The sequence below is a fragment of the Limnomicrobium aquaticum genome (genome assembly GCF_040545545.1).
Classification (GTDB): Bacteria; Pseudomonadota; Alphaproteobacteria; order Rhizobiales; family Rhizobiaceae; genus Ensifer_A; species Ensifer_A aquaticum.
This window is the reverse complement of the sequence record NZ_JBEPMB010000008.1, coordinates 1-15,938: the sequence shown is the minus strand read 5'-3', so window position 1 is coordinate 15,938 and position 15,938 is coordinate 1. Positions and strand designations below refer to the sequence as shown.

General features: G+C 57.0%; 14 protein-coding genes. 7 read left to right on the top strand and 7 right to left on the bottom strand.

Annotation, left to right across the window (positions count from 1 at the left end):
• Window positions 1–1,042 precede the first annotated feature (1,042 nt).
• From repB (ABID16_RS19245) to ABID16_RS19225, 5 genes are all read right to left on the bottom strand, one after another.
• Window positions 1,043–2,017, bottom strand: coding sequence for a plasmid partitioning protein RepB (gene repB, locus ABID16_RS19245; protein WP_354557988.1), 975 nt, complete (start codon window positions 2,015–2,017; stop codon window positions 1,043–1,045).
• A gap of 63 nt (window positions 2,018–2,080) precedes the next feature.
• Window positions 2,081–3,292, bottom strand: a complete 1,212-nt coding sequence (repA, locus tag ABID16_RS19240) for a plasmid partitioning protein RepA (RefSeq protein ID WP_354557987.1) — start codon at window positions 3,290–3,292, stop codon at window positions 2,081–2,083.
• 196 nt (window positions 3,293–3,488) lie between these two features.
• Window positions 3,489–3,917: an RbsD/FucU family protein gene (locus tag ABID16_RS19235; RefSeq protein WP_354557986.1), complete on the bottom strand. Its 429-nt coding sequence runs from the start codon at window positions 3,915–3,917 to the stop codon at window positions 3,489–3,491.
• 1 nt (window position 3,918) lies between these two features.
• The gene (locus ABID16_RS19230; protein WP_354557985.1) at window positions 3,919–4,959 is read right to left on the bottom strand and encodes an aldo/keto reductase; all 1,041 of its coding nucleotides are present in this window, start codon (window positions 4,957–4,959) and stop codon (window positions 3,919–3,921) included.
• A gap of 95 nt (window positions 4,960–5,054) precedes the next feature.
• Window positions 5,055–5,771, bottom strand: coding sequence for a GntR family transcriptional regulator (locus tag ABID16_RS19225; protein ID WP_354557984.1), 717 nt, complete (start codon window positions 5,769–5,771; stop codon window positions 5,055–5,057).
• A gap of 141 nt (window positions 5,772–5,912) precedes the next feature.
• On the opposite strand from ABID16_RS19225, the gene ABID16_RS19220 reads away from it, so the two are divergent.
• From ABID16_RS19220 to ABID16_RS19195, 6 genes are all read left to right on the top strand, one after another.
• Window positions 5,913–7,436, top strand: a complete 1,524-nt coding sequence (locus tag ABID16_RS19220) for a UxaA family hydrolase (protein WP_354557983.1) — start codon at window positions 5,913–5,915, stop codon at window positions 7,434–7,436.
• 69 nt (window positions 7,437–7,505) lie between these two features.
• The gene (locus tag ABID16_RS19215; protein WP_354557982.1) at window positions 7,506–8,255 is read left to right on the top strand and encodes an SDR family oxidoreductase; all 750 of its coding nucleotides are present in this window, start codon (window positions 7,506–7,508) and stop codon (window positions 8,253–8,255) included.
• A 37-nt stretch (window positions 8,256–8,292) separates the two neighbouring features.
• Complete coding sequence (locus ABID16_RS19210) at window positions 8,293–9,834, top strand: sugar ABC transporter ATP-binding protein (protein ID WP_354557981.1); 1,542 nt, start codon at window positions 8,293–8,295, stop codon at window positions 9,832–9,834.
• A 23-nt stretch (window positions 9,835–9,857) separates the two neighbouring features.
• The gene (locus ABID16_RS19205; protein ID WP_354558153.1) at window positions 9,858–10,838 is read left to right on the top strand and encodes an ABC transporter permease; all 981 of its coding nucleotides are present in this window, start codon (window positions 9,858–9,860) and stop codon (window positions 10,836–10,838) included.
• 88 nt (window positions 10,839–10,926) lie between these two features.
• Window positions 10,927–11,874, top strand: a complete 948-nt coding sequence (locus ABID16_RS19200) for an ABC transporter substrate-binding protein (protein ID WP_354557980.1) — start codon at window positions 10,927–10,929, stop codon at window positions 11,872–11,874.
• A gap of 76 nt (window positions 11,875–11,950) precedes the next feature.
• Window positions 11,951–12,802 carry a fumarylacetoacetate hydrolase family protein gene (locus ABID16_RS19195; RefSeq protein WP_354557979.1) on the top strand — a complete coding sequence of 284 codons (852 nt, stop codon included), beginning with the start codon at window positions 11,951–11,953 and terminating at the stop codon, window positions 12,800–12,802.
• Window positions 12,803–12,870: 68 nt separating this feature from the next.
• Here ABID16_RS19195 and repC read toward each other — a convergent pair whose 3' ends face one another.
• Together repC and repB (ABID16_RS19185) are read right to left on the bottom strand one after the other, a co-directional pair.
• Entirely contained in the window at window positions 12,871–14,187 is a 1,317-nt protein-coding gene (repC, locus tag ABID16_RS19190; RefSeq protein WP_354557978.1) for a plasmid replication protein RepC, read from the bottom strand.
• Window positions 14,188–14,388: 201 nt separating this feature from the next.
• On the bottom strand, window positions 14,389–15,369 hold the full coding sequence (repB, locus tag ABID16_RS19185; RefSeq protein ID WP_354557977.1) for a plasmid partitioning protein RepB: 981 nt from the start codon (window positions 15,367–15,369) through the stop codon (window positions 14,389–14,391).
• A 390-nt stretch (window positions 15,370–15,759) separates the two neighbouring features.
• Between repB (ABID16_RS19185) and ABID16_RS19180 the strand changes: the two genes are divergently transcribed.
• Window positions 15,760–15,938, top strand: a 179-nt coding sequence (locus ABID16_RS19180) for a helix-turn-helix domain-containing protein (RefSeq protein ID WP_354558152.1), incomplete at its 3' end; no start/stop codon positions are given.

The window sequence follows — 15,938 nt, the reverse complement described above, 5'->3', positions numbered from 1 at the left end:
GCTTTCACTGAAGCGATAGTACCGACTGTAGCGCAGTCCATATGGCCCGACAGTTCAGGGTGTACACCGGGGCCGCCTGCGGCCTTTCGGGCATCGGCAGCCCGAACACAGCCCTCGCTACCAGACGCCATGCCTGCACGGCCATCCCCTCACCCTCCCGCATCGCTGCTCGGTGGCGATAGTCGCTGCCTGGACTGGGCACGGGCCAAGGCTCTGCAATTTCATAAGTTGGAGGAACCGAATTGAGGACAGGTGAAGTAGGTCCTCAATCCCCGCAAAAGTGCTCGCCGCAGGCTTCCGTGACGGATAGAAGCTCGAGGTCACGACAGTGGGCTTCCAGCAATCATGCGCATCTAGAGACACCAGAGGCCTGCGGACGTTCTACGGTTATGCTCTGGCCGCCCGCCGACCAGCATCACCTTCGAATCTCGGACCCGACATTTCGCGAGCAAAGTCCCCTGCCCCAGCCATCGATCACGCAATTTCCGTAGCAAAACCACATCTGGCTCCAGCATAAAAGCTTCCGCCCCTGTCGCTGCCGAGAGCCCAGTGCGCGACACGCCCCTTCCTCGTCTCACGGTCTCTCGGTCGCCGTCCCTCTAGCACGGCTTCCCATAATCTCCTGCGAATTCCTCCTCTTTGCAGCCCCTCCAATGGCCACAGAATCCTTTATGGTCAAACGGCTCTGACACGATCTGCACAGACATCAACAAGTCGCTTACCTTAGATATTGCCCGCAGGCGCTCTGATGCAGGCACGGCAGTCTCTATAGGTGACGGTCGCGGCCCCTCTATACGTCAGACACTCCTCCGCATCGCTCACTTCAACGCTCGTGGCGCGGACCTATCCGAAGCCGGCAGAGTCTCAGGCGCTGAGACATCTCTTCTCAAACTGCATCCGTCCGCAATCGGTCAAAAAAATAGTCCGCATCGGGGTGAAAACCGATGCGGACTCTTGACGCCAAATCGAGGACGTGCGACCCATAAGCTGCGACACTTAGAGAGGGGCTTCCACGACGGCGACGTTTTGGGAGCCTTTCTTTTTATCGGCCCCGTCTGCTGGACTGAAACTCGGTATAGAGGCGGTCCAGATTTTCTGCGACGAAGCGGCCAAAATCCGGTGCGACCTTCGATTTCAGTTTGAGCGAAAAATCGGTTGCCGATTGCGAGAACTGCGCAGTGACCTGCTTGTCGCGAGCCTGCCAGGTTTCGAGCTTTTGTGAAGGCTTGCTTTTCTTCACGGGCTTACCGCTCTGCCGGAGCGCGAGATAGAGACCATTGAACCGCTCGTCGCTTGACTGAACCCGGAAGGAGGGATCCGAAACGACGTCGCCTATCTTGTCTGAATTCGATTCCTTGCCGGCTAACAATGACAGCTCCACCCAGCGCTCTCGCCCAACGCCACGGGCCGGGCCAATCGCCGACAGAACGCTTTCAGGGATCCGCGAAGTAACCGACACCATCTTCGAAAGCGCCGCGGCGTTCGCCGCCAGAGCTGATCCGATCACGTCGCGGCCATAGCCGAGGTCTTCGAGCCTCTTGGCAAAGAGCGCCCGTTCGATGAAGCTGAGGTTGGCGCGGGCAGAGTTCTCCTGCCCTTGAGCGATCACATGCGAGCGATCGTCGATCGCCTTGACGACGGCACGGACGCTCCGTCCCAACTCTCGAGCTGCACGGACACGCCGATGTCCAAAGACGATCTGATAACGACCTGCGCGGTCCGGATGTGGACGCAGCAGAACCGGGGAATCCTGACCACGTTCTGCAATCGCGGACTTGAGAGCCGCGAACTGCTCTTCATCGTCCTCGAGCCTGTCCGATACAAACGAGCCATCAATCTCGGACGGATCGATCTCAATCACCGCCTCGCCCTCGAGAAACTTGTCGGCCTGACGCGCAAGCTCGTCGAGAGACCGGATCATGGTCTTCGATGCGCCCCGCATGGGATAAGCCGCAGAGGCGGTCGGCGTCGCCTCCTCCGGGTCAGCCAGTCCTGCGAGAAGATTCTTTCGCGCCATTGTCATTTACCTCTATATCGCTGGAAATATTGAATATTTCCCCATTTTTGTCAGCCGACAACTTCAGCGGCCCCAAGCCGCGTGAATGAGTTGCGTAATTTCGGCATTCACCGACTCAAGAGCCTCCATCGCTCGATCATAGGTCGAGCGTGTCATCTGCGTCCGTTCCACTTCGTAGAGCGTCTGCTTGGTGATCCCCGCATCCGAAATCGCAGTCGATTTGAGCATCTGGTTCTTCAACATGAACTCATTGAACAGCGTCTGCATGAAACCGACCATCTGCGCCTGCGGCACATCCGTAGGCTCATATCGGGTCACAAGATAGCGATACCAGGAAAGGTTCACCTCTGCGCCTGCCTGCCGGATGGGCTTCAGAATGCCACCCAGCATCAGCAGGAACTGCCCCATGGACATAACGTCCAGCATCTGCGGATGAATGGTGATCAGCACACTTGTGGCAGCCACCAGCGCCGTAATCGTCAGATAGCCGAGCTGCGGCGGGCAATCGATCACGACGACGTCGTATTGATCATCGACCTCAGCCAGCGCCCGAGAAATGCGGGTGAAGAAGGTCTTGCCCTCGTTAGAGTTCCGGTTCGCCATCGCGAGCGGCGTATCATACTCGAATTCCTGCAGTTCGAGATTGGCCGGCACGATGTGGAGACCGGGAAAGTTCGTCTCGCGAATGACGTCCTTGATCGGCTTGCGCTCTTCGTCATACCGGATCGCTTCATAAAGCGACTGCGTCTGGTCAAGCTCGGGCTGGAAGCCATGCAGCGAAGTCAGCGAAGCCTGCGGGTCCAGATCGATGGCGAGAACACGGTGCCCGGTCAGGGCAAGATGTTGGGCGAGATGCGCCGCCGTCGTAGTCTTTGCAGACCCGCCCTTGAAGTTGACGACCGCAACGACCTGGAGCTTATCGCCCGGACGCCTGCGCGGAGAATAGTCCTTCACGTCGGCGCGCCCGTGCTGACTGAGATAGTCGCGCAGCTCCGCCATCTGAGGAGCGGAATAGGAGCGCCGGCCCGATGGAGATGTCTGGGGGAGGGGACCCTTGCCCTCGAGATGCAGCTTCTTCAGCGTGCTCTGCGAAACACCGAGAAAATGCGCGACCTCCGCCAACGAGAACGGACGCAACGTCTTATGCGCAGTCGGCGGAAAACGCTGAAGGCTAAGGAGGTGCAGCTTCTTCGAAATCAGGTCGCCCTGTTCGAGGATCTCGTCCTCAAAGTGAAAGGCTGAGCGGTCTGTCGCTGCTGAAGTGACGGCATTCATCGAGTCTGAATTCCAAATAACGATTTTCGGGCGGGTCAGTTTGAATAATCGTTATTATCGCAGATTCGTAAGATTGCGCAAGTAACAGGGTTAACGAACGAGAATGGCCCGCAAACGGGCCATTTTCTTATCCGGATGAAGACCGAAGGCCAGTGAATCCGGTTCGCGCCGGATTCCAGATGGCGCAGCGCCATCTTTACTTGATCACGCCCTTCTTGAGAATGATGTTTCCGTAAAGCCTGCGTTCGCCAGTTTGAACGACAGCGAAGGCGTCGCTCGCGCGATCGTAGAAAGCAAACCGCTCGAGACCCTGAATCTTAGCCGGATTGTCAGCCACGCGATCGATGATCGACTGAAACTCGCCAACCACCTCGGGAACGGCCGTGGGATCACCGACCACCTGCATCACGAGCGCCGGATCCGGCACATAGCTGTCGAGCGGCAGCAGTGACAGGATCGCTTCCAGCGCCTCCGTCGCAGAGATGCCGTCGAGCCGGATGCAGGGAACGCCGGAGCTTTCAGCCGGATAATTTGCGTCTGCGATCACGATATCATCGCCGTGCCCCATGGCCGCGAGAGCGTGAAGCAGGTCAGGGGAGAGAATCGGCGGTATGTTGCGGAGCATGTCATTTATCCTCGGGCACGGGTGCGTCGGCGCGAATTAGGCCTTCGCGTTTCAGATCAGTCCAGAGGCCTGCCGGGATATCCACTTCCAACAGCCTCGCATTCGCCAAAAGTTCCGCGCGACTCACCGCGCCGGGAATCACCGTCTTGACGCAAGGGTGGCCGAAGACGAATTGCAGAGCGGCGGCGATCAGGGGCGTCTCATGCGCCTGGCACACTGATTCGATCTTTCGCACACGCTCCAGAATCTCCGGTGGGGCAGGGACGTAGTTATAACGTGCGCCTTCGATTGCGCCGGTCGCGAGGATTCCCGAATTGTAGGGACCACCCAAAATGATACCCACATCACGCCTTTCACAGAGAGGGAGAAATGTCTCAAGCGCCTCCTGCTCAAGAAGCGTGTACCGGCCGGCCAGGAGAAAACAGTCGAAGTCTCCGAGGCCCAGGAGCTTCTCGCAGACTTGCCACTCGTTGACACCCGCACCGATCGCCAAAACGTCGCCGGCATCCCGAAGCTCGACAAGCGCCCTGTATCCGCCCCCGTCAAAAAGCTCGCGCACCCTTGCGTCGCTTGCCTCCTGCGTCCCTTGAGAAAACGCGCAGACATCATGCACGAGAAGAATATCCGCACGGTCAGCTTTGAGACGCGCCTTGCTGGCCTCATAACTGCGCATCACACCGTGATAGGTGTAGTCAAACACGATTCGCTTCTGCGGCACGTCCACGAAGCTTTCCGGCGTCACCTCATCCGGCTCGCAATCGAGAAGAAGCCTGCCTACTTTGGTAGAGAGCACGATGTTCTCGGCACCGAATGTCTGCATTGCCTGGCCGACGCGTTCCTCCGATCGGCCAAGCCCATATTGCGGCGCCGTGTCGAAATAGCGGATGCCAATGTCATAAGCAGCGAGAAGAGCGCCCTGTGCATCCTCGTCACTGACCTTTCGGTAAAGATTGCCTAGTGGCGCTCCGCCGAAGCCCATGCGCGTAACATTCACCGGGCCTTTCGTCCGCCCGTTCAATGGGATGATATCATTCAGCTTCATGACGAGATACTTCTTATAAAGAGGGGAGGGCGATCATCTCAATTTTTCCACGCGATTGCGGACGCGAAACCCGCTTCCACTTACGCTGGATTGCTCTAGTGCGATTGGCGTGACCTGAAAAATTCCGGGTGCTCCTTCTCCAGCGGATCGAAACGGCTAACGAGCTGGGCAAGGTGATAGCGCATCGCAGAACGCGCCTCGTCCGGGTTACGATCCCGAATGGCCTCGACGATCGCCAGATGCTCACGCACCGCATTGTCGTTGCGCCCAGGCTCGGGGAGCAGCAGCATGCGCGGTCGCTTCAGTTTCAAGGCAATTGTCGCAACAGTGGCCGCCACACCGGGAAAACCCGTGAACTCCATCAGCAGCGCATGAAACTCTTCATCGGCCTGATAGAAGCCCGCCGTGTCGTGATCCTCGACCAGCATGGCTTGCAACCGAACATTGCGAGCCAGTTTGGCATATTGGTCGGGCGTATGGTCCCGCGCAACCTTTTCGACGGCCGCCACTTCGAGGGCCTCGCGCATGAAAGCAGCCTCCCTGATTTCTTCAATGGAGAACCGGGCAACGCGCGTGCCACTTTGCGGGATAACGTCCACCAGGCCCTCGGACGCCAATCGTGTAATCGCCTCCGACACGGGTGAGCGCGACACTCCAAGTTCATCGCAGATGGCGCCCTTGCGGATCAAAGCACCCGGGGGAAACGTCAGCGACATGATCGCTTCCTGCAGTGATTGGTACACGCGCTGCGCCAGAGAACCGGGCAAATCATCAATCGCGGTCAATGCTCGTGCGTTAAAAGCCTGCGTCATCTCCGACGAATCTCCTCTATGAATGCCTAACATGTTAGTTGACATTGCGTACTAGTCAAGATAGAACGCTATTTAACATCTGATGTCAGTTGACACCAGAGGCCTGAGAAGCCAAGAATTAATGGGGGAGGATGTACAGGAATGGACCGAGGCGCTAAGTTGATTCGCCTGCATTCGAATGACAACGTGGTCATCGCATTGCGCGATCTGGCCGCGGGCGAACGCCTCGACGAGATTTCCATGCCCCTCAAGCTTGCAGTTCCACGCGGCCATAAAGTAGCGACCCGTGACATCGCAGCGGGCGAAAACGTTTATCGATACGGACAGATCATCGGGCAGGCGAAGACGGACATCCACGCCGGCGAGCATGTGCACGTTCATAATCTCGGCATGGGCGAACACCATCAGGATTATGGTCACGCCACTCAAAACGATCGTCTCGCCCCGGCCAATGACGTTCGGACCTTTCAGGGTTACCGCCGCGCAGATGGCAAAGCCGGCACTCGCAATTACATCGGCATCCTGACAACGGTGAACTGTTCCGGGTCGGTCGCGAAATTCATTGCAGAAGCAGCGGAGAAGGCCGGCTTTCTCAACCAATACGCGAACATCGACGGCATTGTTCCAATCGTCCATTCGACCGGATGCGGCATGTCCGGGGAGGGCGAAGGCTACGCCACGCTGTTCAGGACGCTCTCGGGCTACGCGCAGAACCCCAATTTCGGTGGCATCCTTTTGCTCGGTCTCGGCTGCGAAGTCATGCAGATCCCTGAACTCGTAGGTAGCCGTAAAATTCGCGCAGACGGCGCTCTGCAGTACATGACGATCCAGCAGGAGGGTGGAACCAGACGCACGATAGAACGCGGCCTGGAGGCCCTCAGAGGCGTCGCAGATTACGCCAACAAGGCCACCCGCGAGCCGATTTCCGTTTCTGAAATCACAATTGGGCTGCAATGCGGCGGTTCTGACGGCTATTCGGGTATCACCGCCAACCCCGCACTGGGCTACGCCTCCGACCTTCTCGTACGTCATGGCGGCACTACAATCCTTTCGGAAACTTCCGAAATATACGGTGCGGAACACCTGCTGACACGCCGTGCCGAGACGATCGAGATCGGCGAAAAGCTGGTGGAGCGCATTCGCTGGTGGGAGGACTACACGGCCCGAAATGGCGGCGAGATGGACAACAATCCGTCACCTGGAAACAAGCGGGGCGGCCTGACAACGATCCTCGAAAAGTCGCTTGGAGCTGTCGCCAAGGGCGGCACAGCTCCTCTCAGCGGTGTTTACAAGTTCGGTGAGAAAATCGACGCAAAGGGTTTTGTCTTCATGGATAGTCCGGGCTTCGATCCGTGCTCCGTAACGGGCCAGGTCGCCTCCGGCGCCAACCTGATTGTCTTCACCACCGGACGAGGCTCCGTCTCGGGCTACAAGCCGACGCCCTGCATCAAGCTTGCAACGAACTCCGAAATGTACGCCAAGTTGTCGGAAGATATGGACCTCAACTGTGGGGACATAGTCACCGAGGGCGTAAGTATCGAAGAGAAGGGCAAGGAACTTTTCGAGCTCATTCTCCGCGTCGCATCGGGCGAACGGACTAAGAGCGAAGAACTAGGCTTTGGGGGAGCGGAGTTCGTTCCATGGCAAATTGGTGCCGTGATGTAACACTCTCGCGTGACAGATTACTTTAATTTCATGCACTAGTTCAAGTACAGCTCGTGTAAAGGGTTAGTTATGCGCCTCAACGGCTTGAATATATTGATAACAGCCGCAGGGCAGGGGATTGGCCGGGCTTCTGCGCTCGCAGCCGCGGCGGAAGGCGCAAACGTCTTCGCAACGGATATCAATAGCGAAGCCCTAGCTTCACTTTCTGCAGAGAATTCAAGCATTAGGACGTCGCGTCTTGATGTGACGAAACAGTCGGAGATCGACGATTTGGCAGCAAAATTGCCGAAAATGGACGGTCTCTTCAACTGCGCGGGCATTGTCCATAACGGAACCGTGCTCGACATCACTGATGCCGACTGGGCATTTGCGTTTGAACTCAATGTGACAGCCATGATGCGCATGTGCCGCGCATTCCTGCCCGGTATGCTCGAGCGGGCAGGTGAGACTGGAACGGCGTCTGTATTGAACATGGCGTCCATGGCATCGTCCATCAAAGGCTTCGCCAATCGGGCATCATACGGGGCCACAAAGGCCGCCGTTATCGGCCTGACGAAATCGATCGCCGCTGATTTCGTCAAGCAGGGGCTTCGGTGCAACGCAATCTGCCCTGGGACCGTCGATACGCCGTCGCTCAGAGGCCGCATTGCAGCCTCGGCCGATCCGGTGCAGGCCGAGAAGGACTTCGTCGCGCGCCAGCCCATGGGACGCCTTGCAAGCGTCGATGATATCACCCCAATGGTGATCTATCTACTATCACCCGAAAGCCGCTTTGTGAGCGGGCAGGCCATGCTGGTGGACGGAGGCGTCACCATCTAACCTCACAACCGTCTGTGCGGCTTGGGAGGGCTGCTGAATGAAGACAGTCATTGAAATGAAGGGGATCGAAAAGCGTTTCCCCGGTGTGCATGCCCTGAAATCTGCCCGCTTTGATCTTCGTGCAGGCGAAGTTCATGCGCTCATGGGGGAGAACGGGGCGGGCAAATCCACCCTGATGAAAATCCTTGCGGGGATCTACAGACCTGATGCCGGCGAGATCATCATGGAGGGTGAGCCACTGCAGCTGACTGACCCACGCAGCGCACAGCTTGCCGGGATCGGGATTATCCACCAGGAACTCAGCCTGATGAATGACCTGACCGCCGCGCAGAATATCTTCATCGGACGAGAACCGCGCAAGTCTTTCGGCCGTCTCGATGAGCGTCTTCTGAACAAACAGGCCGCCGAAATCTTTCACACGATGCGGCTGAAGCTCGACCCGCAGGTCACTGTTGGAAGCCTCACGATTGCAAAACAGCAGATGGTCGAAATCGCCAAGGCGCTGTCCTATCAATTCCGCGTGCTCATCATGGATGAGCCTACTGCTGCCCTTAACGATGCAGAGATTGCAGACCTTTTCGCCATCATTCGCGATCTTAAGGCTCAAGGCGTTGCCATCGTCTATATCAGCCATAAAATGGACGAACTGAAGCGGATCGCAGACCGCGTCACGATCATGCGTGACGGCGAATACGTTGATACCGTCCCAGCGAGCGACACCCCCATCAGCACGATTATCACCAAGATGGTCGGCCGAGAGGTCAAGGATGAGCCCTTGCAGGTGCCCAATACATCGGGAAATCCGATTGCATTGGAAGTTCAAGGCCTTAAGCGTGGTCGCGAAATCAAAGATGTAAGCTTCACCCTTCGCCAGGGAGAGATACTGGGCTTTGCAGGGCTCATGGGGGCAGGGCGCACGGAAGTCGCTCGCGCCATATTCGGGGCAGATCCGCTGGAGGCCGGTCAAGTCCTCGTGCACGGGAAGCCCGTCTCCATTCGCTCACCCAATGACGCGGTTCAGGCAGGCATCGGCTATCTTTCAGAAGACCGGAAACATTTCGGCCTCGCGCTCCCCATGGACGTTCGCAACAATATCGCCCTGGCTTCTCTAAAGTCCTTTATTAAATTTCCTGGCCGACTTGATGAAAAGGCTATGAAAAAGACCGCTGAGGGGTACATCCAGAAGCTCGGCATACGAACACCTTCCGATGTCCAGGAGGTTAAGCTTCTGTCGGGTGGCAACCAGCAGAAGGTCGTCATTGCAAAGTGGCTGCTTCGAAACTGCGACATCCTGATTTTTGATGAACCGACAAGAGGCATCGATGTCGGGGCAAAATCGGAAATTTATCAGTTGCTCGTAGATCTGTCCAAAAGCGGAAAGGCTATCATCGTGATCAGCTCCGAATTGCCAGAGATCATGCGATTGTCACACCGGATTGCGGTCATGTGTGAAGGTCGACTCACGGGAATTTTGCCGGGCGGGGCAGCTACCAAACAGGAAGACATCATGCATCTCGCGACGCTGCGGGAATCCATGGTCGTTGATACCGACACGGAAACGCAGAGGAGGGTAGGGTGACCAACACCGATATCGCGGCCCCTATGGCCGCCACAACCGCACAAGGCCGTTTCTCCGGCGCGCAACAGAAGCTGCTGGCATTCGGAACGCTGATTATTCTGGTGATCGGCTTCAGTCTCGCATCGCCGAACTTCATGCAGACGTCAAATATCCTGGCGATCCTGCAGGCAACCAGCGTCAACGGTATTCTCGCGGTCGCTGCCACGCTTGTGATCATCACGGGAGGCATTGATCTGTCTGTCGGTACTCTGATGACCTTCACTGCCATTACAGCCGGCGTCGTTCTCACTTACTGGGGCCTCCCGCTGCCAATTGGCATTATTGCCTCAATTTTGACCGGCGCTGCAGTCGGGCTAACGTCCGGGGCCATTATCGCAAAGATGAAGATTCCACCCTTCATCGCAACACTTGGCATGATGCTGATCCTGAAGGGTTTGTCCCTGGTCATTTCCGGCACAAAGCCGATCTATTTTAATGACACCCCGTCCTTTCCCCTTATCTCGACTGAATCGTTCATAGGTGACGTGATCCCCGGAGTACCTGTTCCGAACGGCGTTCTCGTACTCTTTATCGTTGCAGGTCTCGCATCTTATATTCTGGGTCGTACTGTGCTGGGACGCTATTGCTTTGCCTTGGGGTCGAACGAGGAAGCTGCGCGGCTCTCAGGCGTAAATGTCGATAACTGGAAAATGGCGATCTATTCTCTCTCGGGAGGCATTTGCGGCATTGCCGGTCTCGTTATCGCCTCGCGCCTCAACTCGGCGCAGCCAGCATTGGGCCAGGGATACGAACTGGATGCAATTGCGGCTGTCGTCATCGGCGGCACATCACTTGCCGGCGGCAGGGGCACCATTTTGGGAACCGTCATCGGCGCGCTTATCATGTCGGTACTGCTCAACGGCTTGCGCATTCTATCCATGCCGCAAGAATGGCAGACTGTTGTCACCGGCTCCATCATCATCATTGCCGTCTATGCGGACATGATGCGAAAGCGGAAGGCGTGAGCCAACCGCGAACCAAGAACCGCGAGGGTAATAACCCCGAGGAGAACTGCAAGACTTAAACGAAGTGAACGAACCTGAGGAGGAGCACATGTTCACAAGACGTACATTCCTGGGCGCAGTCAGCGCTACGGCCGTGGTGGCAGCGACAGGCGTCGCAAAGGCTGCCGACAAGATCTACATTCCGCTGATTTCGAAAGGCTTCCAGCACCAGTTTTGGCAAGCCGTGAAGGCTGGCGCCGACAAGGCCGCCAAGGAATTCGATATTCAGGTCACCTTCGAAGGACCGGATACGGAAGCCCAGGTCGACAAGCAGATCGACATGCTGAGTGCGGCCCTCGCAAAGCATCCGGCAGCAATCGGCTTCGCAGCTCTCGACAGTAAGGCAGCCACTCCGCTGCTGAAGAAGGCACAGTCGGAAAAGATCCCGGTCATCGCATTTGACTCCGGCGTCGACAGCGATATCCCGGTCACCACCTGCTCGACGGACAACGTCGCTGCAGCAGCCCTGGCAGCTGACAAGATGGCCGCTCTGATCGGCAACGAAGGCAAGGTTGCTCTCGTCGTTCACGACCAGACGTCGCGCACCGGCATTGACCGCCGCGACGGCTTCGTGAAGCAGATCAAGGCAAAGTATCCGAAGATCGAAATCGTCGACATTCAGTATGGCGCCGGCGACCAGCTTCAGTCGACGGAAATCACCAAGTCGATCATCACGGCGCATCCGGATATCAAGGGCTTCTTCGGCGCGAACGAAGGTTCGGCCATCGGCGTCGTCAATGGCGTCAAGGAATCCAAGAAGTCGAAGATCGTCATCATCGGCTATGACTCGGGCAAGGCCCAGAAGCAGGCGATCATGGATGGCGTGATGGCTGGCGCCATTACGCAGAACCCCGTCGGCATCGGCTACGAAACCGTCAAGGCAGCTCTCGCAGCGGTCAAGGGTCAGCCGGTCGAGAAGCATATCGACACCGGCTTCTATTGGTACGACAAGAGCAACATCACGGATCCGAAGATCGCGGCCGTGCTCTACGATTGATCTTCCCAGCCAGACCTAAAAAGGCCCGGTGCCAAAAGCACCGGGCCTATTCCATTGAACAAGGAGAATGATATCCATGAAATTTCTACGCTATGGTCCCACTGGACAGGAAAAGCCGGGCCTTCTGGACGACATGGGTCAAATTCGAGACCTGTCAGCTGTCATACCCGACCTTGCCGGGTCGTCACTCCTCCCAGAAACCATGGAGCGCCTGATGGCGCTGGATATCAAAAGCCTGCCAATCGTGCCGGGTGCGCCTCAGAAGGACGTTCGTGTCGGCCCGTGCGTCGGCCAGGTCGGCAAGTTTATTTGCATTGGTCTCAACTATGCAGACCACGCCGCCGAGACGGGCGCCACTGTCCCCCCGGAACCCGTGGTCTTCAACAAATGGACCTCTGCCATCGTAGGACCGGATGACGAGGTCAAGATCCCGCGCGATTCCGTAAAGACGGACTGGGAGGTCGAGCTCGGCGTCGTCATCGGCAAAGGTGGCAGCTACATTGAGGAAGCCGAAGCCATGTCACATGTTGCAGGCTTCTGCGTCATCAATGACATATCCGAACGTGAATATCAGCTTGAGAGGGCAGGGACCTGGGACAAGGGCAAGGGCTGCGATACGTTCGGCCCACTTGGCCCGTGGCTGGTCACCCCGGATGAAGTGGGTGACTACGACGACCTCAAAATGTGGCTTGATGTTGATGGACACCGCTACCAGAACGGCTCCACGAGGACGATGGTCTACAAGGTTCCGTTCCTGATTTCCTATCTCAGCCGTTTCATGAGCCTGCAGCCCGGCGACGTCATTTCGACCGGTACACCTCCGGGTGTCGGGATGGGACAAAAGCCGCCAAAGTTTCTCAAGGGTGGCGAAGTCATGTCGCTGGGGATCGAGCGCCTTGGCGTACAGACCCAACGTGTCATAGCCTGACCGAAAGCCTTCCCTTTTCAGAGAGTCACCAAGCCTCTGTGCGCCGCGATCATCTTTCGCGGCGTTTTTCATGCGCGCTTCCCTGCAATTTCCCCATTTGCCCTCAACTGTGCCATGAGCATGGGACCGAGCGAGAACTCGCCTCGCTCGGTGCGACGTGTCAGGTCCCGCAGATAGCCGCCAGCTGAGTTGATATGCCCCGCGCGTTCCAGGATGCAGGCAATTGCGGTTGCCGCATTTTCTGGCCCCATCACAGCGCAAGCCTCTTCGAAGGCGCTGGGCGAAACCCCGAGCATCGATCTCACCAAAATGGCCGCGCTCAAGAACTCACGCCAGGATGATATGGTGCCGCCAAGGCCATAGTTGTTCATTTCCGGACATGCCGAAAGAACCATCCCAAGAGGGAAGGGCTTCATGACCGCGCCGTCCGGCGGATCAAGATCCGGGTAGCTGACAGGTTGCCGCGAGATGCCTCGCTCGCTATCTCTTGGAGTAAACGCCCTGTTATCGTCCGCAGGCACTGTCGAGTTCGCAGTCTCCCGATTTTTCCCCTGCTTCTTTTCGAAGCTTGGTTCAAGTTCATATTGATGTTGTGTATTTGAATTCTGTTTGTGCCGCTCAGAATGAGCGTGATTGCCGTTTATATTTTCAGTTTCATGCCGAATTGTCAGGTACTTGACGAGGTTTTCGCGGAGCGCTTCAAGGACGACCAGGATAGCGTCGATCTCAGTTGTCTCCGGATGACGCGGGAGCGCGGACATTACGTCGCGATAGAGACTACGCATCTGGGCGATCTCACTATCGTCTTCGCCACCATTTTCCTCGGCGGCGACCTGGAACAGCTTGACAATATCACGCCGGCAGATCGTCAGTCTTTCCTTGAGGTCGTGATACTGGAGCCTTTCGGCAGCAACGGAGGCGGCCAATTCCTCGAATTCTGCGGCACGCTGGAGAAGAGGGGCCAGCGAGAATCCAAAAGCCTGTCCGATATCCCCTTCGGCGTCACGGCGAGCGAAGCGCTTGCCATTGGCGCTGTCGCGACGGATCAGCAGCCCCGCCTCGACGAGTGCGGCAATGTGCCTGCGGATCGTTGCCTCCGCCATGCCATGCGCTCTCAACGAGAGCTGCGCGTTGGAAGGAAACACGATGAGTCCGTCGGCTCCTCTTAGCTCCGCTTTGGGGTAAAAGCTGAGCAGGGCGTTGAGGAGAGAAAGCGCCCGGTCGGAAATACCAAGCCGCGGCCGCGCTTCGCAAAGCCAGCGATAGAGCTTCCATTTGTTTACGCAAGCGTCTTCATCGATGGATTGGGCTGCCAGCTGATCTGCCAACATGCCATAGGTCATCGACCGCCGCCCAAAGGGCGTCGTCACATTTCCCGTGATCATCTCTTCACCTTTTCACAAGGTAAAAGATCCCACCCGCCATGAATGACGCCAAAAACTCTTGACTGTGATTCGGGGAAATGCGATTCTCAAGTTGCGACACTTAGAGAGAGGCTTCCACGACGGCGACGTTCTGGGAGCTTTTCTTTTACCGGATTGAATTCCTTTCGGTATTTAACGTTTGTACCCGTTGGGGTTAGCAACTCAAGTTGAGTCCCTGTCAGTTGTCAGGGTCTTCTGTGTGACCGTATCAAGTGCGGTGAACTCGTCCAGCAAACGCGGCAATTCAGCACGCACAAAGTCCGCGAACGCTTGCCCGCGTTCATTCGCGGCGACAATGCGCAACTCTTTACTCGTGTACCTGACCTCGCCGAGCCCGAAACCATCGGCTTCGCGCAATGGCGCATTTCCAGTTCCCAGCGCCCGAGATTCAGCAATAAGTTCGTGCACCCAGGAAAATCGCGCGTCCGAGCCCATTTTGCGAATCCGTTCGGACTGCAGCATTTCGCGAATGTTTTGAACCGCATTTGCATTTTTTGCAAAGGATTTCGCCAGCGCAACCCAACGGGGGCGACCGATCTTGGGCGCGCGGCCGATCGCCTGTATGATATCGAGGGGAACATGCCGACATACGCCTCGCATCCTGGCGAGTTCGGCGTCGTCGATCGAGAGGGCTGTGTAGATATCGCGAGGTCGAAAATTCGCGTCGTCCATTCTCCGGGCAAACAGCGCCCTCTCAATCCAGGAGAGGTCCTGTCGGGCGCTGTTTTCGATCCCCTGGGCAACAGCCAGGTCACGGTCATCGACCTCCACAACTTGCGCGTTGACAGCAATGTTCAATTGCTTGGCGGCGGCCAGGCGCCGGTGGCCGTAGACAACCTGATAACGCCCAGCTTTTTCGGGATGCGGCCGAACCCGGATCGGGACCTGCTGGCCATGCTCTGCCACGCTTTTTACGAATGTGGCAAACCTGTCGTGATCATCATCTATAAGACGATCGGCAAAGGGTGACGGTTCTATCAGCCTGGTATCGAGCCGAACCAGTCCATCATGGCCCGCTTCTACGAGGGAATGGGCCTGCGGCGGAGAGAGCGCTTGCGGCTTCTTCGGCTTTGCAGGCTCCTGCGTCTCTGATGCAGTCGCCACAAGGCTGAAAGCGGAACCGGAGAGCTTGCGTCGACTCATGGCTTACCTCGAACAATCAGAGCTGTACGATGAATAAGACGGAGCCTTTCACAGACGACTGTCAAGTCAGCCGCTCTACAAAGGGCAGCAGGATCGACATCTGCAAAATTTCTCCGAAGCCTAAGCATGGGTCTGGTATACCTTGATCCTGACAAGATCGAAAACAATCAACTATCAGATAGGCCACGATTCTTGTCCCGCGTCCAGCCCGTTGACCCTGATCCAGTCGCTACACGTGCCCGAACATGAAGCCGGAGGCTTCACTACGTAGCCACAATGTTGTTCCATAACATATCTTATCGCACCAACACCTGTAGGGGGGGTACGCGCTATACCGAACTGCGACTTTTGAAACGTGGCAGGATGTTGAAGATGGAAAGGACATCCTGAATGAAGACCCGCTACAGCCACCTCACCCTAGCTGACCGGCGTCAGATCGAACGCTGGCGACTGATGAAGATGAGCGCGACGGAAATCGCTGAGCGACTGGGACGTCACCGTTCGACCGTGTTCCGCGAGCTACGACGAAACCGGCACAACGACGTCGAGATCCCTGAACTGACGGGCTA

Coding starts and splice junctions, on each gene's coding strand:
- repB (WP_354557988.1), bottom strand. CDS start 2,017: ATGGCGCGAAAGAATCTTCTCGCAGGACTGGCTGACCCGGAGGAGGCG.
- repA (WP_354557987.1), bottom strand. CDS start 3,292: ATGAATGCCGTCACTTCAGCAGCGACAGACCGCTCAGCCTTTCACTTT.
- ABID16_RS19235 (WP_354557986.1), bottom strand. CDS start 3,917: ATGCTCCGCAACATACCGCCGATTCTCTCCCCTGACCTGCTTCACGCT.
- ABID16_RS19230 (WP_354557985.1), bottom strand. CDS start 4,959: ATGAAGCTGAATGATATCATCCCATTGAACGGGCGGACGAAAGGCCCG.
- ABID16_RS19225 (WP_354557984.1), bottom strand. CDS start 5,771: ATGACGCAGGCTTTTAACGCACGAGCATTGACCGCGATTGATGATTTG.
- ABID16_RS19220 (WP_354557983.1), top strand. CDS start 5,913: ATGGACCGAGGCGCTAAGTTGATTCGCCTGCATTCGAATGACAACGTG.
- ABID16_RS19215 (WP_354557982.1), top strand. CDS start 7,506: ATGCGCCTCAACGGCTTGAATATATTGATAACAGCCGCAGGGCAGGGG.
- ABID16_RS19210 (WP_354557981.1), top strand. CDS start 8,293: ATGAAGACAGTCATTGAAATGAAGGGGATCGAAAAGCGTTTCCCCGGT.
- ABID16_RS19205 (WP_354558153.1), top strand. CDS start 9,858: ATGGCCGCCACAACCGCACAAGGCCGTTTCTCCGGCGCGCAACAGAAG.
- ABID16_RS19200 (WP_354557980.1), top strand. CDS start 10,927: ATGTTCACAAGACGTACATTCCTGGGCGCAGTCAGCGCTACGGCCGTG.
- ABID16_RS19195 (WP_354557979.1), top strand. CDS start 11,951: ATGAAATTTCTACGCTATGGTCCCACTGGACAGGAAAAGCCGGGCCTT.
- repC (WP_354557978.1), bottom strand. CDS start 14,187: ATGATCACGGGAAATGTGACGACGCCCTTTGGGCGGCGGTCGATGACC.
- repB (WP_354557977.1), bottom strand. CDS start 15,369: ATGAGTCGACGCAAGCTCTCCGGTTCCGCTTTCAGCCTTGTGGCGACT.